Source organism: Bradyrhizobium sp. HKCCYLR20261 (assembly GCF_051168435.1).
GTDB lineage: Bacteria > Pseudomonadota > Alphaproteobacteria > Rhizobiales > Xanthobacteraceae > Bradyrhizobium.
Genome location: NZ_JBNPUZ010000007.1, coordinates 365,381 through 382,102 on the forward strand (window position 1 = coordinate 365,381; position 16,722 = coordinate 382,102).

At 66.6% G+C, this 16,722-nt stretch carries 12 protein-coding genes and 1 pseudogene; 7 read left to right on the top strand and 6 right to left on the bottom strand.

Going from position 1 to position 16,722, the window contains the following annotated elements; all coding sequences use genetic code 11:
- Positions 1–121: 121 nt before the first annotated feature.
- Complete coding sequence (locus ACQR1L_RS19740; RefSeq protein WP_434859578.1) at positions 122–5,740, bottom strand: methyl-accepting chemotaxis protein; 5,619 nt, start codon at positions 5,738–5,740, stop codon at positions 122–124.
- Positions 5,741–6,126: 386 nt separating this feature from the next.
- Between ACQR1L_RS19740 and ACQR1L_RS19745 the strand changes: the two genes are divergently transcribed.
- Positions 6,127–6,501, top strand: coding sequence for an Hpt domain-containing protein (locus tag ACQR1L_RS19745; RefSeq protein ID WP_434859579.1), 375 nt, complete (start codon positions 6,127–6,129; stop codon positions 6,499–6,501).
- 83 nt (positions 6,502–6,584) lie between these two features.
- Positions 6,585–6,905, top strand: coding sequence for a 2Fe-2S iron-sulfur cluster-binding protein (locus ACQR1L_RS19750; RefSeq protein WP_012028715.1), 321 nt, complete (start codon positions 6,585–6,587; stop codon positions 6,903–6,905).
- Positions 6,906–6,959: 54 nt separating this feature from the next.
- On the opposite strand, the gene ACQR1L_RS19755 is transcribed toward ACQR1L_RS19750, so the two are convergent.
- The gene (locus ACQR1L_RS19755) at positions 6,960–7,427 is read right to left on the bottom strand and encodes an acyl-CoA thioesterase (protein ID WP_434859580.1); all 468 of its coding nucleotides are present in this window, start codon (positions 7,425–7,427) and stop codon (positions 6,960–6,962) included.
- A gap of 193 nt (positions 7,428–7,620) precedes the next feature.
- Here ACQR1L_RS19755 and ACQR1L_RS19760 point away from each other — a divergent pair, with 193 nt between their 5' ends.
- Positions 7,621–8,649, top strand: a complete 1,029-nt coding sequence (locus ACQR1L_RS19760; RefSeq protein ID WP_434859581.1) for an NAD(P)/FAD-dependent oxidoreductase — start codon at positions 7,621–7,623, stop codon at positions 8,647–8,649.
- A gap of 171 nt (positions 8,650–8,820) precedes the next feature.
- Entirely contained in the window at positions 8,821–9,429 is a 609-nt protein-coding gene (locus ACQR1L_RS19765) for a DUF2147 domain-containing protein (protein ID WP_434859582.1), read from the top strand.
- Between the two features lie 713 nt (positions 9,430–10,142).
- On the opposite strand, the gene ACQR1L_RS19770 is transcribed toward ACQR1L_RS19765, so the two are convergent.
- Both ACQR1L_RS19770 and ACQR1L_RS19775 read right to left on the bottom strand, forming a co-directional pair.
- Complete coding sequence (locus ACQR1L_RS19770) at positions 10,143–12,095, bottom strand: hypothetical protein (RefSeq protein ID WP_434859583.1); 1,953 nt, start codon at positions 12,093–12,095, stop codon at positions 10,143–10,145.
- 104 nt (positions 12,096–12,199) lie between these two features.
- Positions 12,200–13,291, bottom strand: a complete 1,092-nt coding sequence (locus ACQR1L_RS19775; RefSeq protein WP_434859584.1) for a lysylphosphatidylglycerol synthase transmembrane domain-containing protein — start codon at positions 13,289–13,291, stop codon at positions 12,200–12,202.
- Between the two features lie 391 nt (positions 13,292–13,682).
- Between ACQR1L_RS19775 and ACQR1L_RS19780 the strand changes: the two genes are divergently transcribed.
- On the top strand, positions 13,683–14,189 hold the full coding sequence (locus ACQR1L_RS19780) for a ferritin-like domain-containing protein (RefSeq protein WP_434859585.1): 507 nt from the start codon (positions 13,683–13,685) through the stop codon (positions 14,187–14,189).
- 82 nt (positions 14,190–14,271) lie between these two features.
- On the opposite strand, the gene ACQR1L_RS19785 is transcribed toward ACQR1L_RS19780, so the two are convergent.
- Positions 14,272–14,703 carry a hypothetical protein gene (locus tag ACQR1L_RS19785; protein ID WP_434859586.1) on the bottom strand — a complete coding sequence of 144 codons (432 nt, stop codon included), beginning with the start codon at positions 14,701–14,703 and terminating at the stop codon, positions 14,272–14,274.
- A gap of 48 nt (positions 14,704–14,751) precedes the next feature.
- Here ACQR1L_RS19785 and ACQR1L_RS19790 point away from each other — a divergent pair, with 48 nt between their 5' ends.
- Together ACQR1L_RS19790 and ACQR1L_RS19795 are read left to right on the top strand one after the other, a co-directional pair.
- Positions 14,752–15,339 carry a hypothetical protein gene (locus ACQR1L_RS19790; RefSeq protein ID WP_434859604.1) on the top strand — a complete coding sequence of 196 codons (588 nt, stop codon included), beginning with the start codon at positions 14,752–14,754 and terminating at the stop codon, positions 15,337–15,339.
- Positions 15,340–15,427: 88 nt separating this feature from the next.
- Positions 15,428–16,015: pseudogene (locus tag ACQR1L_RS19795) on the top strand (YdcF family protein).
- 287 nt (positions 16,016–16,302) lie between these two features.
- On the opposite strand, the gene ACQR1L_RS19800 reads toward ACQR1L_RS19795, so the two are convergent.
- Positions 16,303–16,722 (bottom strand): ISAs1 family transposase (locus ACQR1L_RS19800; protein ID WP_434859587.1); only part of this gene is annotated, 420 nt, incomplete at its 5' end.

The following is a 16,722-nucleotide window of genomic DNA, read 5'->3' on the forward strand; positions in this document are numbered from 1 at the left end:
TGGCCGAAGCCGAAAAGTCTTCATTGCATACCCAAAAGCAGAACGGAGGCCTTTCGGCCTCCGTTCCTTGTCTGTTGCTGGTCGGCTCCTCGCCATCCGCTACTCGCTCTTTCCCCTCCCGTCAGGCCAGCCGTCCGGCGGCGTGGGCAAGGAGGGTGTAGACCAGGCCCGTCTCCGAGGTGAGCTGCGCGCGCAGCGCCTGCGGATTGCGGTCGTCGCGGGCGACCTCGTCGAGCAGCCGCTCGAACTCGGTGATGTAGCGGTCGACCGTCTGCTTGAAGGTGCGGTCGGCGCGGTACTTGCGGGCGACCTCGTCGAACGCCTTCTGGCCGGCCGGGGTGTACAGCCGCTTCGAGAACGCCTTGGTCTCGCCGCGCTGGTAGCGATCCCACATCTCGGCCGCGAGATTGCGGTCCATCAGCCGGGCGATGTCCAGCGACAGCGACTCCAGCGGATTGCCGGGCTGCTGCGGCTGCGCCGGTCCACGGCCGCGCGGCGGGGTCTGGCCGGCCGTGCTGTTGTCGGCGCGGCTCAACAGGTCGGACAGCCAATTGTCGCTGCGCTGATCGGCGACCGGGCCCATCGGCGGCGCCTCGACCCGGCGCGGCGGGGGCGGCGGAGCCGGGGGCTGCATGCCGAGATCCGGCGGCGGCAGGTTGGCGACGCTGGTTGCGGCCGGCTCGCGCAGGCGCATGTCGGGCCGGCCGCCAACGGCAGCGGCGACGACCGGAACCGGCTCTTCCTGGCGCATCACCGCCGCGGGGGCAGCGACCGCCGCGGGACGCGACGGGCTGACCACGTCGAGTCCACGGCCGTGATGGGCGACGATGCGGTTGAGCTCGGCCAGCGCCTCGATCTGGTCGACGATGACCTTGCGCATCTGCGCGGTGCTCTCGGCCGCCTCCTGCGGCATCTCCAGCACGCCGCGGCGCAGCTCGTTGCGGGTGGCGTCGAGCTCGCGCTGCATCTCGGCCGTCATCTGCTTCATGCTCGAGACCAGCGACGCGAACTTCTCGGCCGACTGCTTGAACATCGCATCGGCTTCCTGCGTGCTCTGCTGGTAGATCTCCTGCATCTGCTGCGTCGTGAGGCGGCGTTCCTCCTCCGCATTGGTGCGGATGGCCTCGAACTGCCGGCTGAGCGCGGTCGAACCCGCTCCCGCCGTTTCCGCCACCACCCGGGCGATGTCGCGCGCCCGCTCCTCGGCGGCCGCCAAGGACTCGTCGAGCAGGGTGGTGAAGCGCGTCAGGCGCTGGTCGAGATCGGCCGTGCGCAGGTCGATGGTGGTGACCAGCGATTCCAGCGTCGTCTTGCGGTCCGAGATCGAGACGGTCGCGTCGCGGTTGCTCTGCTCGACAATGGCGGCGGCCTCGATGAGGGCCTTGCCATGGGCGTCGAACTGGCTCGACAGCGAGTTGAGATCCTCGAGCGCCTTGGTGGTCTTGACGTTGAAGACGCTGAGCTGATCCTCGAGATTCTGCGTCGCGGTGCCGTTGCGCGAGGTGACGTCGTTCATCGCGGTCACGAAGTCGGCGACGCGGGTGACCAGCGCGCGCTCCAGCGAGTTGAGGTTGTCATGGGCGCCGGTCAGGACCTCCTGCAGCAGGATGTTGCCCTCACGCAGCCGCTCGAACAGCGCCACCGTGTCGGTGCGCAGGATCTTGCTGGTCTCCTGCATCTCGGTGACCGCCGCGACCGACACCTGGCGCGACTGCTCGATCGCAGCACGCGAGGCATGCTCAAGCTCCTTGAGCGACTTGGTGATGGCCGTGGTCGCAACCTCGCTCGCCGAGGTGATCGTGCGGGCGACCTCCGAGCCGTTGCCGTTCACGGTCTGCGCGAAGGCCTGGCCGCGGATCTCGATCGCCTTCAACGCGTCGGTGGTCACGCGATCGATTTCGATCGTGAGCTGGTTGGTCTTGGAGTTCAGCGTCTCGACCAGCGTGCCGCGCTTGCCGTCGAGCAGCTGCGACAGCCGCTCGCTCTGCTGCTGGACATAGGTGACGATCTCGTCGGTCTTGCCGGTCATGGCCGAGCCGAACGAGTTGCCTGCGGCGAGCACGGAGCGCTCGATCTCGGTCGAGGTCGACTTCACGCGCGTGGAGACCTCGTTGGAGGCGGCCACCAGCGCGCTCTGCGCGTTCAGCGCGCTGCTCTGGATCGCGTCCGTGGTGTTGGCCGCGACCGCATTGATCGACTTCTCGATCTCGGACGAGATCGCCTTCAGCTGGCCCGCGGTATCGGTCGAGGTCGCCGTCAGCACGGTCTGCGCCTCGCGCGCGCCGGCGACGATCACCGCGACCGTCTCGGTCGTGGTCGTCGTCAGCACCGCCTGCGCTTCACGCGCGCTGCCGACAAGCGTGGCGGCGGTGTCGGCCGAGGTCGCGGTCAGCGACATCTGCGCCTGGCGGGCACTGTTGAGGATCGAGGTGGCGGTGTCGGCGCCGACGGACGACAGCGTCCGCTCGACATCGACGGCCAGCGACTTGACGTGCTCGGCAGCCTCGGTCGAGGCGGTCACGAGCTTGGTCTGGACGTCGCGTGCGCTGTCGACGATCACGGCGGCGGTGCTGGTGCCGACCGCGGCGAGCGTGCGCTCGACGTCGGAGGCCAGCGACTTGACGTGGTTGGCCGCTTCCGAGGAGGCGTTGATCAGCGTGGTCTGCGCCTCGCGGGCGCCGCCGGTGATCGTTTCCGCGGTGGTGGTGCCGGCGATCGAGAGCGAGCGCTGCACGTCGACGGTCAGCGCCTTGACCTGGTCGGCCGCTTCGCTCGACGCCAACAGCAGGGCCTGCTGGGCCTCGCGCGCGCCGGCCGTGATGGTCTCGGCGGTCTCGTTGCCCGCGCTGGTGAGCGAGCGCTGCACATCGGCCGCGAGCGACTTGACGTGCTCGGCCGCATTCGAGGACGCCGACACCAGCGTGTTCTGCACCTCGCGCGCGCCGGCGAGAATCGAGGCCGCGGTGGCGGAGCCCGCCGCCGTGAGCGCCTGCTCGACGTCGACCGCGAGCGACCGGACGTGGTTGGCGGCGTCGGAGGAGGCCGACACCAGGGTGTTCTGCGCTTCGCGAGCGCCGGCCAGGATCGACGCTGCGGTGGTCGAGCCCGCCGCCGTGAGGGTGCGCTCGACGTCCGACGACAGCGACTTGATCTGGTTGGCGGTCTCGCCGGAGGCCGTGACCAGCGTCGCCTGAGCCTCGCGGGCGCTGCTGAGGATCGCATCGGCGGCGCCGCTGCCGGCGCTGGAGAGGGCGCGCTCGACCTCGGCGGACGTATTCTTGAGCTGCGAGCCGACATCGGTGGAGACGCTGAGCAGCGACTGCTGCGCGGTGCGCGCGCCGGTCTGGATGGTCTCGCTGGTGTTGACCACGAGGTTGGTCAGGGCGCGTTCGGCGTCCTCGACATGCGACTTGATGCTGGCGGACAGCAGCTCGGCGCGGGTCATCAGCTCGTCGCTGGCCTGGCGGCCGCTGCTCTCGATGCGGCCGGCGACCGCCTCGACGCGCGAGCCGAGCAGGTCCTCGAACTGCGACACGCGCTGATCGATCTCGCTGGCGATCGAGCCGACCCGGGTCTCGATGCCCTGGTGGATGTCCTGGAAGCGCGCGGTGACAGCTTCGGTCAGCTCGAAGCTGCGGCCGTCGATGATGTTCGACAGGCTGACAATGCGCGCGTCGATGGCTTCGAGCGCCTTGTCGGTGCCGTCCGTCAGTGATGATGTCAGGATGTTGAGGCGGGAATCGATCGACTGGATCGCCTGGGCCGAGCCGTCGGTCAGCGACGTCGTCAGCACGGTCAGCCGCGTGTCGATCGCGCTCAGCACCTGCGCGGCACCGTCGGTCAGGGAGTTGGAGAGGGTGCCGAGGCGGCCTTCGATCGTCGCGGTGACCGAGGTCGCGCGGGTGTCGAAATTCTCCTCGAGCGCCTTCAGCCGGCCATCGACGCTGTCGTCGAAGCTCTTGATCTTCGAGTCGAAGGTGGAATCGAAGCTGCTGATCCGCGCCTGCATGTTGGTTTCGAACTGCGTCAGCCGCTGGTCCAGCGTCGCGGTGATCTCGCCGCTGTTGGTCGACAGCCTTGTGTCGAAGGTGTCGACGTATGTCTTGAGATTGTCGGAGATCTCCTGGGTGCGCTGGCCCATGCGCTCGACGATCTCGCCGCCATAGGTCTTCACGGTGCGGTCGAATTCGGTGATGTGCCGCGTGATCAGGGCGCCCAGGGTGGAGCTGTCGCGCGCAAAGCGCTCGGCGAGCTCCGTGCCCTGGTTCTTCACCAGCTCGTCGAAGGCGCTGATCTGCATCGACAGCGTGTCGTGGGTGCTCTCGGTCTGGCTTACGACCTTCGCAACCAGCGAGTTCACGGTCGCGTCCAGCGACTCGCTCGCCTTTTCGCCCGAGGTGACGATGTGGCCGGACAGGCGCTGGCTGGCCTCGTCGATCTTGGTGACGAGATCGCCGCCGCGCAGCTCGAGTTCGAGCAGGAGGGACTCACCCGACGCCTTCAATGAATCATGGACCTGCTCGGTGCGCACCGAGATGCCGTCGACGATCGCCGCCGTGCGCTGCTCGAACTCGCTGGTGATGCGGTCGATGCGCTCGTTGAGCATCTCGTGGACGCGGTCGGACAAATCGGCGAACTCGTCGTGGACGTGGCCGGTCTTGAAGTTGAGGCTGGTCGTCAGCCGCTCGGAGGCGTCGAGCACGGCGCGGGTGGTCTCGGCGCTGGCTTCCTCCAGGCGGTCCAGCAGGTCGCCGCCGCGCTCGCCGAGCGCGAGGATCATGTTGTCGCCGGCGTTGCTGAGGGCTGACGTGATGTGGGCGCCGCGCTCTTCCAGCGCGCCGGTGATGCTCTTGGCGACCTCGTCGACCCGCGAGGCGATCGCGTCCGAGATCAGCGCGATGTCGTGGCGCAGATCGATCTGCACGCCGGAGATGGCGCTGCGGACCTGCTCGGCCTGGCCGACCAGGTTGTCGCGCTGATGCGCGATGTCCTGGAGCAGGGCGCGGATGCGGACCTCGTTGTCGCTATAGGCGCGCTCGAGCGCGGCGACCTCGTTGGCGACCAGCATTTCGAGCTCGCCCGCGCGCGCGATCGCGCGCTCGACGCCGTCGCCCATCGCCGCGACCTCGCGCCGGATGGCCTGGCCGACCGTCACGATCGAATCGCTGACGGCGCCTTCCGGCTCGGAGAAGCGAATCGCGACCTGGGCCATCGACTGCGCGATGATGCGCAGCTCCTGGCCGCGCCAGGCGAGGCTCGCGAGGAAATAGAACAGCAGGACAGGGGCGAAGAACACGGCGGCAAGGCCGGCGAGCACGAGCACGCCGCCGCTCTGGCCGATCAGGGCCTGCAGCGCGGGCAGGAATCCGATGGTCAGCAGGACGCAGCCGACGATCCAGATGCCGGCAAACACGGTGGCCATCGTGTAGACGCCGCGCGACGGGCGGCCCTTCTGGATCGCCTGCAGCAGTTGTCCGATGGTCTCGCGATCGTCATTGGCGGGACGGCGCGCGGCGATCGGCGGCGGCTCGATTTCGTCGAGGCTGGGACCGCGGTCGGCGCCGGGGCGGGCGTCGAACTGCTCGAACCCGCCGCTCGGCATGGCCGGCATCGCCCCCTCAGCGCGCGCCGGGCCCTGCGAGTCCTGGGGCGCGGACGAATCGCTGATGTTCAAAGCCTCCTGAATGGCGGACAGCGCAACTTCAGTCGGGTCTTTGACCTTTTTCGGGGTGTTCGCCATGTTGAGTCCGAGCCCTCGTCTTAATTTCGTTCCGGCGAGCCGCGTACGAGTACCCCCTCGAAGCGCTCGAACCGGACGTCATCCCTCTGCAGGCACCAGGGGTGGCAAATTCCGCCGGGTGACCCACTCCATCCGGGGATCATCCTATTGGCAGTGCCTGTTGAAAGAAATGGTCGTGGTTAAGAGATTCTTAATCATCGTTAACAGCAGCCGCCGTTAACACTTTGATGTTCTGCGAATTCCCGTTTCGGCCGCGATTGGGGCGGACACTGGCCCAAATCGCGGCAAACCCGCGGCAATCGGTCGGTAACGATACATTAACCATTGTCGTGCTTGGCTCACCACAGGGGCGCACAGGATGCGTCCGCCGGACCGGAATAGCCGCCATGACTCCCGACCTGTCACGGATCGAATGGATGCCCTCGCCACCGCTGGTTCCCGATGACGGGCCGATCAGCCTCGACCTGCTGCGGCGGATGACCCTGGGCGACACCGCGCTCGAGCGGGAAGTGCTCGAAATGTTCTCCACCCAGGCCGTCCGCCTGCTGGAGCGGCTGCAGGTCATGCCGGAGGATGCGGCCACCGTCGCCCACACGCTCAAGGGCTCCGCCCGCGCCATCGGCGCCCTCGACGTCGCCGACGCCGCCGAGGGCCTCGAAGCGGCCCTGCGGGAGGGGGATCCCGAGTCGGCCCTGGCTTGGCTCGGCACCGCCGTCGCACAGGCCCGCGCCGCCATTTCGGACATGCTCGCGGCGTCCTGAGCGGCCATCCGCGGCACTAGCGCGGAGCAGGGCGGTCCGTTATAGGACAGCCCGACCTCATTCCCTGCGCAGTACGAGCACACATGGCCAAGATCACCTTTGTCGACCACACCGGCGAATCCCGAACCGTTGACATCGAGAACGGCGCGACCGTGATGGAAGCGGCGATCCGCAACGCCATTCCGGGCATCGAAGCCGAATGTGGCGGCGCCTGCGCCTGCGCGACCTGCCATGTCTATGTCGACGAAGCCTGGCGCGAGAAGGTCGGCCCGCCGACCCCGATGGAAGAGGACATGCTCGATTTCGGCTACGACGTCCGGCCGAATTCGCGCCTCGCCTGCCAGATCAAGGTGTCCGACGAGCTCGACGGCCTCGTCGTCGCGACGCCCGAGCGTCAGGCCTGATCTCCCGCTTTCGGCCTCCCTGCTCACGGCATCTCCCGACTGGCGCCGTCCGGCCTAGGCCGGCGGCGCTGCGATCGTCACGCCGCGGCGCGCCCACGGCTTCAACGCCGCGATGACCCGCGGCGTCAGCGGCGCCGGCTTGCGCGTCACCTCGTCGATCAGCACCATGACCGCCGTGGCCGAGGCCACGCAGCGCCCGTCCGAGAACACGACCTGCTCGCAGGTCACGGATGTCCGCCCCAGCTTCACGACCCCCAGACCCAGCTCGATTGTGCCCGGCCAGCGCAGCTCGGCGCGGAAATGCATGTCGAGCCGCACCATGATCCAGGCGAGCCCGTCCTGCAGCAGGCCGTGGCGCGGGTCCTTCATCAGCGTCACCCGGCCGGTCTCGAAATAGGTCGCGTAGACCGCATTGTTGACGTGCTGGTTGGGGTCGAGGTCGCCGAAACGGACATTGTCCGTGAGGCGGTAGGGGAAGTCCTCGAGCACAGGCGTCTGGTCGTGGCGGGCCGTCTCTGTCACCGATTGATCTCCATCATTCCGTCTCTTCTTCAAACCTCGCTAGGCTCCTCGCTGCAAGCCGCCCGCTGCAAGCCCCCCTTGGCGCGGAGCGGGCCGGCTTTTGTGCCTTCCCTGAACCCGGGCCGTTGGCTACAAATTCGGAACCGCCATCTGCCGCCATGTTCCGAGCGGCACCTCCAACGAGAAGAGCGACATGAGTGAAGCGATCAAGACCGATGTGCTGATCATTGGCGCGGGTCCCTGCGGACTGTTCGCCGTATTCGAACTGGGGCTGCTCGACATCAAGGCGCATCTGATCGACATCCTCGACAAGGTCGGCGGGCAGTGCGCCGAGCTCTATCCGGAGAAGCCGATCTACGACATTCCGGGCGTGCCGATGGTGACGGGGCAGGGCCTGACCGATCAGCTGATGGAGCAGATCAAGCCGTTCAGCCCGACCTTCCATCTCGGCGAGATGGTGTCGAGCGTCGAGAAGATCGGCGATCCCGGTTTCCGCGTCACCACCGATGCCGGCAAGGTGTTCGAGTGCAAGGTCGTTGTGATCGCGGCGGGCGGCGGCTCGTTCCAGCCGAAGCGTCCGCCGGTGCCGGGCATCGAGGCCTATGAAGGCACATCGGTGTTTTATGCGGTGCGCAAGATGGAGCAGTTCCGCGACAAGAACGTCGTCATCGTCGGCGGCGGCGACTCCGCGCTCGACTGGACGCTCAATCTGCATCCGATCGCCAAGCGCATCACGCTCATCCATCGCCGTGACGACTTCCGTGCGGCGCCTCACAGTGTCGAGCAGATGCGCGCGCTCGTCGCCTCCGGCAAGATGGATCTGCGCATCGGTCAGGTCACCGCACTCGAAGGCGCGAACGGCCAGTTGTCCGCAGCGACTATCAAGGGCAACGACAATGCGGTCGAGACCATACCCTGTGAGATGATGCTGCCGTTCTTCGGGCTCACGATGAAGCTCGGTCCCGTCGCCGACTGGGGCATCGCGCTCGAAAACAATCTGATCCCGGTCGAGACGTCGGCGTTCGAGACCAGCGTGCCCGGTATCTTCGCGATCGGCGACATCAACACCTATCCGGGGAAGATCAAGCTGATCCTGTGCGGATTCCACGAGGGGGCGCTGATGGCGCAGAAGGCGCACCGCTACGTGTATCCGGAGAAGCGGCTGGTGTTCCAGTACACGACGTCGTCGTCGAGCCTGCAGAAGAAGCTCGGTGTGAACTAATTTGCTGCTGTGATGGAACCCGGCGCCGCCGGACCAACTCAAATGTGAAGAAATGTTTCCTGCGCGTGCCGGTTTCACCGGCACGCCAGACCTGTTATGGGCTGGAACGGTGCATGAAACGGTCGTACTGTGCGGCCATTCATTTTTTGACTTGGTCAAGGTGAGATGATGATGCGCAATGCGTTTCCCCGACTTCGGCTCGTGTCTCCTGCTGCGACGTTTGCGCTCGGCGCGCTCGTCGTTGCCGGTGCGCTGCTGACGCGGCCGGCGCTGGCGGCAGAGCCGACCGCGGCCGGGCTGTGGCAGAAGGTCGAGGACGGCCGGCCGGTCGGATGGTTCCTGTTCATCGATCATGACGGCGTGTTCGAGGGCGTCATCGCCAAGACGTTTCCGCGTCCGGGCGACAATCCGAACGAGGTCTGCTCCAAATGCGCCGACGACCGCAAGAACGCGCCGATCCTCGGCATCTCCTTCGTGCGCGACATGAAGCGCGAAGGCTTGAAATACGAAGGCGGCAACGTGCTCAATCCGCGCGACGGCAACATCTGGAAGGCCAACATGAAGGTTAGCCCGGACGGCCAGTCGCTGACCTTGCGCGGCTATCTCGGCTTCTCGCTGCTCGGCAAGGACGAGACCTGGACGCGCCTGCCTGATACCAACATGGCGCAGATCGACCCCGCCATCATCGCCAAGTACTTGCCGGCGCAGGCGACGACCGCGACCGCTCCAGGCGCGAAGCAGGCGCCGCCGATGATGAAGAAGCCGGCGCCGGCGAAGTAGTTCGCCGTCGCACGACCGAGGCGCGGGTGATGAGCGTCCTGTGCTATCTCGCAGTGACATGATGTCGCGATCTCGCGGCGCATTGCGTCCGAGCTGTGATGAACCGTGACCCTCTCGACGTGAGAGGGCGCAGGGAATGCCGGGTGATGGCCTCACCCATGGCCCGCCTGCGTAAAAAAATGCAGGCGGCAGGTACCACAGGTGCAGCCGGATCAACCCGGCATTCCCTGCGCGATGGCTTTACGGCTTATACGTACTCTCCCCGGGGACCGGGCTGTCTTGCCCCCGTCACGGGTGGATCATCATGACCGCCCGCTTGGCACCAGCGTCGGGATGCCAGGACCATACGACTTCACCGTGCGCCTCCGACCGTTCGTCGGCATGATCGGATCACGCTGCGACCAAAGGCGCCCACCGCATCCCGCACTCCACGCTCGTGACGACCGCGAACCGCCCCTCTCATGAGCACGGGATGCGACATCAGAGCATGAATTCTGGAAAAAAGAAACGAAGAAATGATTCCCGGCGGGACCGGCAGTGCCGATCGTGCTGCGGCAGCAGGCGAATTTCGTTCAGTAACGCCTGCGCTTTTCGGCCCATTCAGCGCTACGCGAAGGCTCGTCGCGTGCCGTGAGACGCCCGACGGGCGACTCAACATCGGGTGCGAACGATCAGTTCCTCGGCAGACGCTCGCGAACTGGTCGTTCTGCCAACTACTGCCTGACCACCCCCGCCGGCGGCAGCGGCTGCACCGTGACGTTCGCCTCGACGGCATCGAGGCTGAGCACCTGCGCGGCGGCCGGGAAGGCGGCATCGGCCATCGCGGCGTGGCCCTCGGCGGTCGGATGCACGGCGCCGCCATAGACCGCCGACAGCACGCCCCAGCTCGCATCGTGGATGTCGGACGGCTGCATCGCCGCCGGCAGGCCCTGCGGGTAGGTCATCGCCGAGAAGTAGCTGTCATTGGCGTCGCGGATCCAGCGGGCGCGCGGCAGATAGGGGCGATACTCGCTGGCGCCGCGGCCGCACAGCAGCGGCTCGTTGGCGGCGGAGACGATGTTGGAATCGAAGCTCTCGCCATTGGCGGCGAAGCATTCGCGGTCGAACGGCGGATCCTGCGGCGAGCGCGCGCAGAAGCCGTGCTGCGCAAAGGCCGGCTGATGCGCATCGACGAAGGTCATGCGATCGGTGCGCGGGTCGCGGCACAGCACGCCAGCGGTGCATTGGGCCAGGCCGGCCAAAGCGGGAAGAAATTCGTTCTCGACGAAGCCCGCGACATTGGCGAGCCGCTGCGGATTGGCATTGAAGGAGGGATGCACCTCGAAGCCGGCGGGACCGCCGGGGCAGGGCGTGCCAGCGCCGCTCAGCGCGGGGTTGCCGTAGGAGGTGTAGATCACCCGGGAGAGATCGCCGACCATCGGCTTGAGCGCCTCACGCAGCTTCGCAAAGCCGCGCGGCAGGTCGCGCGCGAGTTCGCTCCGTGACTCGTCCACCGAGCCGATCACGCCGGAGCGCTTGAACAGCGTGCGCTCCGTCGGAGTGTCGACGATAACGTCGGCAACGAGGCCAGAGAAGTTGATGTCGTTGGCGCCGATCGACAACAGGATCAGGTCGAGCCGGCGGTCGGGCTGGCGGCGCTGGGCGGCCGTCAGGGCCTCGCGCAACTCGCCGATCTGGCCGTTGACGCCGCCGGCGCAGGTCGCCACGGAACGGCCGGGCGTGCATTCCCGCGCGCGCTGGCTGCCGAACAGGCCATCGGCGATGGTGGCGCCGGTGCAGGCGAGCGGCAGATAGGTGACCGCGACATGCGGATAGCGCACCGCGAGCGCCAGCGCCGTGCGGGTCTGGTAGCTGTAGAGCGAGCGATGGCAGGCGGCGTTGAACCAGATGGCGCTGTGCTTCTGCCAGTTCTGCAGCGTGTCCGGCGCCTCGCAGGCACGGCCGCCCTTGAAGCCGGCGCGGCTCGGCCGGTAATATTGCGCCGTCGGACCGCCCATATAGGAACGGAAGCAGAAGCCGTCGTCGGCGAGCGCGATCGGCCGGTCCGGATTGCCTTCGCCGGAGGCGATGCTGTCGCCGAGGCCGGCGATCAGGACGTCGCGTACCTGGATGCCGGTCTGAGCCCGCTGTGTGCCTTCGGGGCTGGTGACATCGACGGTCGCAACGGTCTGGCGGCCGTAGCGGACGCGTAGATTGACCGGCTCGGCGCAGTCGAAGGTCGAGGTCTGCGGTCCATCGCCATCGTCGAACGACCAGGCGCAGGTGGCGCCGACCGGCACCGGGCCGGTCAGCCGCACCGTCACCGGATGGTCGATCGGGGTCAGGTAGCTTTCCTTGACGTTGTCGCGGGTGCAGGGCTCGTTGACGCGGCCGGCGAGATCGATGCAGAGCCGGTTGACGACGTTGCGCGCCCAGCCGCGGCCGTCGCTCTGGATGCCCAGCGCCTGCTCGGCGGCCAGGATCGAGCGGTCACGCGTGCTCTCGACATGCAGCAGAAAGTCGCGCTCCTCGCGGAACAGCCGGAAGCGGTTGCGGACCTCCCAGCTGATCTGCAACTGCGGCGCCGCCCCGCCGAACTGCGCGGCGGCCGGGCTGGCGGCGAAAGGGGCAAGCAGGCCCGCCAGCATGCAGGCGGCGAGCATTGAGCGATGGGACATTCGGGTCATACGCAAGGGTTCACGTCAGCGATGCGGCGGAAATAAGAGGGGGACGCGCGAGTTCAACCGGTCGCCGGTCGAACGCGCGCGCCGGACGCGGCGGAATGGTCGGCTCAGCCCTGGGAGTGGCGCTTGATGCGCTGGGGAACGGCCGCCGTCGCGGTGGCGGCGGCGCGCTTGGCGCCAACCTCGTCCGAAACGGCCGCCTGCAGCCGGCGCCGCTCCTGCCAGGGCTTGACGACGTTCAGCCAGAGTTCCCGGATGCCCATGATCGAGATCGCGGTGGCGAACGGGATCACGAAATAGAGCACGCGAAACACCAGCAGCGTGGCCAGCAGCTGCTCGCGGCCGAACTGCGGCAGCGCCACCAGCATCGCGGCGTCGAACACGCCGATGCTGCCGGGCGCATGGCTGGCGAAGCCGAGCAGGGTGGCGAGGATGAACACGACCGAGAGCGACAGGAAGTCGATCGGCGGGTTCGCCGGGACCAGCAGATACATCGCCAGCGCACAGAAGCCGAGATCGACGACGCCGATCAGGATCTGCACAACCGTCAATGGCGCCGACGGCAACACCACCTTCCAGCCGTTCTGGCCGAGCTGGCGGCGGTTCTTGCCGGCATAGATCCAGCCGAGATAGGCGAAGATCGCGCCGAGGATGCCGATCGCGATCAGCTGGTTCACGGCCGGCGGCAACTGGTCCATGGCGGTCGCAGCCGCCGGATGCAGGGTCATGCCGATGCCGAGCACGAACAGATTGCCGAGCCAGAAGGTCAGGCCCGACAGGAAGCAGATCTTGGCGACGTCGATCGCCGACAGGCCGTAGTCCGAATAGATCCGGAAGCGGATCGCGCCGCCCGTGAACACGGTGGCGCCGATATTGTGGCCGATCGAATAGCTGGTGAAGGCGCTCATCGCCGCGATGCGATAGGGCACGTGTTTCTTGCCAATCGTTCGCAGCGCAAAATAGTCATAGAAGGTCAGCGTGCAGAACGCGCCGACCACACACAAGGCCGCGAGTGCAATGTGACCGGGCGGGATTTCGGTCAGCGCGGTCAGGATGACGCCGCCGTCGACGCCCTTCAGCGTGCGGACGAGCGTGGTGATCGCGAAGGCGATGATCGCAAGGCTCGCTGCAATCCCCAGCCGCTTCCAGCCGATCCATTTCTTGAAGCCACGCGACAGCGTGGTCAGCAGGCGCTGCATTCATCCTCCCGGCGGGGCGGCATCAGATCTTTGAAGAAGGGCAAAACCATAGAACGATGTTGGGCGGGCAATCCGTGACAGCCTGTTCCTTAAGCTAAAATACGCGCCTTGTGCAGTCCTTGACTCAGCTCAGCTCCGGCTTGGCTTCGCGGGTCTGTCACACTCCAGTCACATAGCTTGGGCTGCCTCAGTTCGGTCCAATTGGTTACCTGCGACGGCACGCGCCGTCAGCTCACGCAAACGTGCCGCCGTCGGGCGAGGTTCCGGATGCCGTCCGCTGCGATGCCGGAACAACGCGTCCCTCCGCCGGTTAGCCGCACGCGCAAAGCGAACATGGCACACGCGGTCGGGGAGGGACCCGTCATGTTCCGAACCGAAGGACAGGTGGCAAATGGGACTCTTCACCAAGGACATCAAGACGATGAACGATCTGTTCGTTCATCAGCTCCAGGACATCTATTACGCCGAAAACCAGCTCGTCAAAGCGCTGCCCAAGATGGCCGACAAGGCGACCGACCAGCAGCTGAAGCAGGGCTTTCTGACGCATCTGGAGGAAACGCGGACGCATGTGAAGCGGCTCGAGCAGGTGTTCGAGATGCAGGGCCTCTCACCCAAGGCGGTCGACTGCCCGGCCATCGACGGCATCATCGAGGAGGCCGAGGAGGTCGCCGGCGAGGTCGCCGACAAGACCGTGCTCGATGCCGCCCTGATCAATGCCGGCCAGGCCGCCGAGCACTACGAGATCACCCGCTATGGCAGCCTGATCGCCTGGGCCAAGCAGCTCGGCCGCAGCGACTGCGCCGCCGTGCTGCAGAAGACGCTCGACGAGGAGAAGGCGACCGACATGAAGCTGACCAAGCTCGCCGAGACCAGCGTCAACCTGCGCGCTGCGAGCTGATCCGTCGACTGTGAGACAAAACGCCGCGCGGTTGTCCCGCGCGGCGTTTGCATGTCCGGCCGTTCTCGCGACGGCGTTCTGGTCAGCTCTTCCTCAAAGCGAAGTTGGCGCCACAGAACGCCATCAGCGCGCCGAGGCAGAGGGCCGCGAGGCCCGCCAGCACGCCGGCTGCCGAGGGCACCGGGCTCGGGCCAGAGATGGCCTGGCCGATGCCGGCGAGCATCAGCACGCCGACCACGACCAGGAAATTGCGCGCGCGCTGCGGGATCTCACCGGACACCGCGCTGTGCATGATGTTGGCGATGAAATAGCCCGAGGAGAAGCCGACGGTCGCGATCAGCCACCAGGCGATCGCCGAGCCCGCCGGCATGAAGGCTCCGTCGCTCTGCCACAGGCCGCCGAGATCGAGCCCGTAGCGGGCGCCGAGCATGTGCACGGCGAGTGCGAGCAGGATACCTGCGGCCATCGCGCCGGCCAGGATCAGGTGGCGGGGAAAATAGATCGTTTCGCTCATGCCTGGTTTGTAGGATAAGGCGCGCTCCACACGCAACAGGACCGCGCCATTTCCACGCCCGCACCAGCATCCGTTTCCCCCATCGGCTACGCCTACAAGGCGTCGCTGATCGGCTCCGCGCAAGAGTTCGAGCTGACCGAGCAGGGCCTGTCGTGGCGGTTCGCCGGCCACGCCGGCCTGTGGCCCTATGCCGACATCGCGTCCATACGGCTGTCGTACCGGCCGGTATCGATGCAGGCCAAGCGCTTCCGCGCCGAGATCACGCACCGGGACGGCCGGAAGCTGAACGTCATCTCGACCACCTGGCAGACCGTGACCTTGATGGTGCCGCAGAGCGAGATGTACAGGGCCTTCATCATCGCCTTGCACGCGCGGCTTGCGGCCGCCGATAGCACGGCGCGGCTGACCGGTGGCCTCGGCCGCACGGTCTATGCCGCTGCCGTCGCGGTGATGGGCGTGCTGACCGTCGCCATGGCCGCGCTGCTGGTGCGCGCGCTTCTCATCTCGGAATGGTCCGGGGCGCTGTTCCTGATCGGCTTCGCCGCGCTGTTCGCCTGGCAGGTCGGCGGCTTCGTCCTGCGCAACCGGCCGCAGACCTACACCTTCGCGAAGATTCCAGCCGCGCTGCTGCCCTGATCACGCAGCGACATCGTTGGAGACCGAATGTGACTGCGCGACAGCGGCCGGTCATGCGAGCATCCGCAACTGCCGTTGGAGATGGATGATGCAGGATCGCGCGCTGCGCATGCCAGACGCTGCCGAGATCGCTGCGATCACTGCGCGGCACTTTGCCGATACGCCGCTTCGGCCGGCGGATCTGGTGTTCGTGTTCGGCACAAGGATCGAGGAGGACTTGCGCGCCGAGACGGCAGGCCGGCTGTGGCAGTAGGGCTATTTTCGCCACGCCATCGTCAGCGGCGGCATCACGCCGGGGGCCGATGCTTCCGAATGCACGCTCATCAAGGCCGCCATGGTCAGACGCGGCGTGCCGGCCAAGCGAATCCTGGAGGAGCACCAGGCTCTGAACACCGGCGAGAACGTTGTCTTTTCGCTGCCGGTGATCGAGGCCGTGCTCGGCCTCGCCAACATCCGCAGCGTCATCTGCCTCGGCAACAGCTGGACCGCGCGCCGCTACGCAATGACATTGCAGCGGCACTGGCCGGAGGTGGAGAAGATGCTGCTGACGGTCGATGGTTTCGGCGTGCCGCGCCATTTGTGGCACACGCATCCGGAATTCCGTCGCCGCGTGTTGAGCGAGTGGGACAAGATCGAGAGCTACAAGGCGAGGGGCTTTATTGCGGAGTGGCCGTGATCGCCTTGGGCAGCAGCAACAAAGTCGTCATTGCGATGGCCTGCCCACCATCGTTGCAGCCGTCTCACTTCAGGTGTCGGTAGCATCAAGAGCACCCCAGCTCAGCAGTCGGAATCGAGCGCTCCCCCCGCGAACGGTGCGCTCCCCTCCCCCTTGCGGGGAGGGGTCGGGGGTGGGGGTTCCCCACGGGTAGTTTCTCGATGGGCCCAAATGCTCTTTGAGCCGATCAGCCCCGAACGACTTTCAGTGCGGACCCCCACCCCCAACCCCTCCCCGCAAGGGCAGGGCTATCGCACGTGACTGAGGAGTTCGAAAAAGAAGTCATCGCTCCAACCGGCGCGCTTGAGCTTGAGACGCAACGAGGTGGATGTGTCGGGGTGGGCTCTGGCGACATTGAGGGCCAGGCGCCTGAGCACGGCAAGGTTGGCGGGACCGTTGTCCTTGCGGTTGCGGGCGAGATCCTCGTCGAGAACGACATCGAGCGGCCAGTGCAGGCCGTTTTCGATGCTCCAATGGGTGCGAACGATGCGCAGAACTTCCGTGCGGCTGAAGTTCTTGCTCATCAGAAAGTAGCGTTCGACAGTTTTGTCCTTGCCGCGCTTGCTCTTGATCCGCGCGACGGCTTTGAGGCCTGGAAAGTTGTGTTTCGTCGCCATGTCCTTGACGGGCACCACGAGCGCACTGCGCTTTTCCTTGCGGCCATGGTC

What these genes read in the sequence shown, in the direction of transcription:
- ACQR1L_RS19740 (WP_434859578.1), bottom strand. Translation starts at nt 5,740, where the DNA reads ATGGCGAACACCCCGAAAAAGGTCAAAGACCCGACTGAAGTTGCGCTG.
- ACQR1L_RS19745 (WP_434859579.1), top strand. Translation starts at nt 6,127, where the DNA reads ATGACTCCCGACCTGTCACGGATCGAATGGATGCCCTCGCCACCGCTG.
- ACQR1L_RS19750 (WP_012028715.1), top strand. Translation starts at nt 6,585, where the DNA reads ATGGCCAAGATCACCTTTGTCGACCACACCGGCGAATCCCGAACCGTT.
- ACQR1L_RS19760 (WP_434859581.1), top strand. Translation starts at nt 7,621, where the DNA reads ATGAGTGAAGCGATCAAGACCGATGTGCTGATCATTGGCGCGGGTCCC.
- ACQR1L_RS19765 (WP_434859582.1), top strand. Translation starts at nt 8,821, where the DNA reads ATGCGCAATGCGTTTCCCCGACTTCGGCTCGTGTCTCCTGCTGCGACG.
- ACQR1L_RS19770 (WP_434859583.1), bottom strand. Translation starts at nt 12,095, where the DNA reads ATGACCCGAATGTCCCATCGCTCAATGCTCGCCGCCTGCATGCTGGCG.
- ACQR1L_RS19775 (WP_434859584.1), bottom strand. Translation starts at nt 13,291, where the DNA reads ATGCAGCGCCTGCTGACCACGCTGTCGCGTGGCTTCAAGAAATGGATC.
- ACQR1L_RS19780 (WP_434859585.1), top strand. Translation starts at nt 13,683, where the DNA reads ATGGGACTCTTCACCAAGGACATCAAGACGATGAACGATCTGTTCGTT.
- ACQR1L_RS19785 (WP_434859586.1), bottom strand. Translation starts at nt 14,703, where the DNA reads ATGAGCGAAACGATCTATTTTCCCCGCCACCTGATCCTGGCCGGCGCG.